Consider the following 3,444-nt stretch of genomic DNA (forward strand, 5'->3'; position numbering starts at 1 on the left):
ATCAAGGTCAAGATACAAACATGGATTCTATAAATTGATAGTGAAGCTGTTCAACCGGATTTGATATTAGACAAATTTTTGACATAATTAATAACTTCTGGAAAAAAAGTCAAAAAATCCGACTCAATTTCAGTATAATTTTTAATCAGTTCATTTCCAGCAGTAGCAAGATTATTTTCTCTCTTCAAACGTTTAGATAAACGGACAAAACTTAAGTTAATCCCTGATAAGTTTTTGTAGGAACTAAGCCAATTTTCAGATATAATTTTAGGTAATATTTTTTGTAATCTATCAGGTAAAATTTCCTGATTTTTTTGCAAAATAATATATATTTTTTGCACAAATACATCTAAGTTTTCATAGGCAAATAAGTTCCAGTGATTGGCTAAAAAATGGTCATAACAAATATCAATAATTATTCCTGCTAAACGTCTATGACTATTACTAATACGATTTTTACTTCTCAAATATATTGGATGAGTATCAGTAAAGCAATCAACTTGACGATGAGTTTTGATTCCTTGAATAATTTCATGGCTATAAATAGTTTCATATTGTTCTAGATACCCTTTGACAAAATCACCTAATAAATTTCCTATTTGTGATTCGGGAGTATTTTTCGCTAAAAATAAATGAGCTAGATAGTTCATAAGTAGATAGTTATATCATTTTCAAGTAAAGTACATAGCAGTTATAGCAGAAGGAAGAAAGAAAAAGTAATAAGGAAGAAGAAAAAATCTGGCGTTGTCTAAGTTTTAAGCTTTTGATATGTCCTAATATGAAATACCAAAATTTTTGCTACAAATACGCACGGCTGTTTCAAGGAGTCAGTCCTCAGTCCTAAGTAGGAATAGCCTACATATCATTTATTAGACTCAAACTCTGTTTTTAGTCAAATCAATATTTCTGGGTAAAGTTTTTTAACCAGCTAAATTATTCGTAGCATTCTTTTTTATCTTTCATATAACCTTTCCTTCAACTACTATATATTTTGATTTTATATAAAATCTCTATTGGAATTCAAGAATAGATCACAGTAATAGGAGTTTCAGACTTTATTCTCTATTTTTTGTTTTTGACAAATCCTGTACATCAAGAGTGTATAAATATCAATATTAATTAATATTAGAAATCTCTATCAACTAAGAAAGAGGAAACAGATAACAGGAATAAATAATTGACAATTTATAGATAAGAATTGCTTTGATTTTTGATTTTTGGAGAAGTCTATTGCCTAGATTTTATGATTAAATTTTGAAATACTTCCAATCATATCTATGTTAAAGCAAAGTTAAACTGCTCAGGATAATTTATACAAAAACCAATATCTATTGAAATAAGTTAGAAATGACGATTGACGTTATTAGCTAACAGCTTATACAATAAATCAAAATTATGATGATTAAACTACCCTAGATTTTTCCGAAGCTCTTTCATAAATTAAGTGGATTTTGTAGCATGGCAAACACTCTAGAATCTATTATTAATCTACCGAAGCTAAATTCTGAATCTACCCTCAGAGAATTACCACTGACTGATTTTCAAGTAAGTCCGATGACTTCCCTAGAATTAGTTGAATATCAGTTTAATCAACAACCTGACTTATCTGGAGTTATAGTTGCTTCCGATGAAAAGTTTTTTGGCATGATTTCTCGACGCTACTTTCATGAACAAATGAGTTCTCGTTATGGAAGAGAACTATTTATCAAACGTCCTATTCAATATTTTTTAAAAGCTACTCCAACTAAATATTTAGATAACTGTTTGGTATTACTTTCTGAAGAAAAAATTAATTTAGCTGTACAAATAGCACTAAACCGTTCTGAAGAAACTGTATATGAACCACTAGTAATTCAATTCGTAAACAAAAAAAATCCTAATTGTTATATTTATTTTTTACTTAATTTTCAAACTTTAATCCTGGCTCAATCTCATCTACTTAGAGAAGTCAATAATGAGTTATCTCGCCAGAAAAGTTCTGCTAAAAATTATTTGATTCAGCTCAAACATAAACAGCAAAAACTCCAACAACATACGGCAGAATTACAAACGCAAAAACAAGAAATTTTAGCTAGACACAAGTTATTAGAAATACAGCAAAATGACTTAATTAGTCAATCACAACAAATTCATAACCTTAACCGCAGACTAAAAGAAATTACTGGTTTTATTTCTCAGGAAGGAAAAAAAGCATTTTATGCAACATTTGAAGGAGTACAAAAAATCAACAAAAATATGAATGAAATTGTCAATATTGGTCACTTGTTCACCAATGAACTTAAACTAATTAACTCTGCATCCCATCAAATTGAAACAATTAGTAAGCAAGCAAAACATTTGGCAATACAAGCTGCTATTGTTGCTGGTCATTCAAATTCTCAACTTAGTGGTTTCAGTCATATTACTAACGAGATTGGAAAATTGGTGAATGAAACTTCACAAGCAGGTCGTCAAATGAATTTAGTAGCTAATAACTTAATGAGGAAAATTTCTGAACTTAACAATTTAGCTGAAACTGGTAAGCAAACCGCTCAGTCTCTAGTAGAAAATAATCAACGTTCTGAGATAACATTAGATGAGTTAGAAAAATTAATTCAACAACCAAACTTGGATCGAGCAGCAGTAAATTCCTCTGCTGTTACACAAGGTAGCAAAATTACTGATATTTCTCAAGAAAATCTGTATCAAGATAAAAATATAGTCAATAACTATCAAGAAAAGTTTGAGGAAAAAAATACAGATATTTCTGAATTGCAAATGCAAATATTGAATAATAAAAAAGATCAAGAAAAATTGATACAATAAATTCGTTCTACTTTAAATAAAAAAAAATTGATATTTAGTTAGATTGAGTTGACAAAAAAATAACTAACTTGATAGAAGATGTAGCCAGTTTAAGTGAATCTTCAACAATTAATAATTAATAATTACTTCTCCTGAAAATAATAGCATTGGTGAAAAGTATTTTTTTCTTTATTTCTTTTTCAATGATATCAAATACGTTTGATTGGATATAAAAAAATTATCGAATCGTCATAACTAATAAATCTTTGTGATTCTCTCTCCTTCTGACTCCTAAAGACTTAACTAATCTATAACTGTTTAACCGGATTTGATATGAAAAGGTTTTCTACCTTAATTATTCGGTAAAAAAAATCTCAAATTCTACCCCTGTTTATTTATTTGAAATTTTCTAGAATAACTAAAGTATAACTTCTATAGTTAATGAACAAGATGCAAATTATTGTTACTCCAAATCACTTTCTTTATCAAGATGTACAACTATATCATCTTAAACTTCGAGGTATTAGTAATCAAGCTACTGGATATTTATATTGCAAAAATAATGAAACTATTAGTAGAGCTACCTCTATGGATAAAATTCAGTTAGAAGGACTTTGTAAGATTAAACAAGTTATTGCTCTACGGCAGCGAGCAGTTATA

At 28.5% G+C, this 3,444-nt stretch carries 3 protein-coding genes; 2 read left to right on the plus strand and 1 reads right to left on the minus strand.

The genetic code is table 11. The annotated features are described in order from the left end of the window. Positions 1–50: 50 nt before the first annotated feature. Positions 51–650, minus strand: coding sequence for an ACP phosphodiesterase (locus F6K13_RS24370; RefSeq protein WP_124146991.1), 600 nt, complete (start codon positions 648–650; stop codon positions 51–53). Between the two features lie 808 nt (positions 651–1,458). On the opposite strand from F6K13_RS24370, the gene F6K13_RS24375 reads away from it, so the two are divergent. Next, on the plus strand, positions 1,459–2,805 hold the full coding sequence (locus F6K13_RS24375; protein WP_124146992.1) for a hypothetical protein: 1,347 nt from the start codon (positions 1,459–1,461) through the stop codon (positions 2,803–2,805). Positions 2,806–3,225: 420 nt separating this feature from the next. Continuing rightward, positions 3,226–3,444 (plus strand): hypothetical protein (locus F6K13_RS24380; RefSeq protein WP_287288639.1); only part of this gene is annotated, 219 nt, incomplete at its 3' end.

Source organism: Okeania sp. SIO2B9 (genome assembly GCF_010672505.1).
Lineage (GTDB): Bacteria > Cyanobacteriota > Cyanobacteriia > Cyanobacteriales > Microcoleaceae > Okeania > Okeania hirsuta.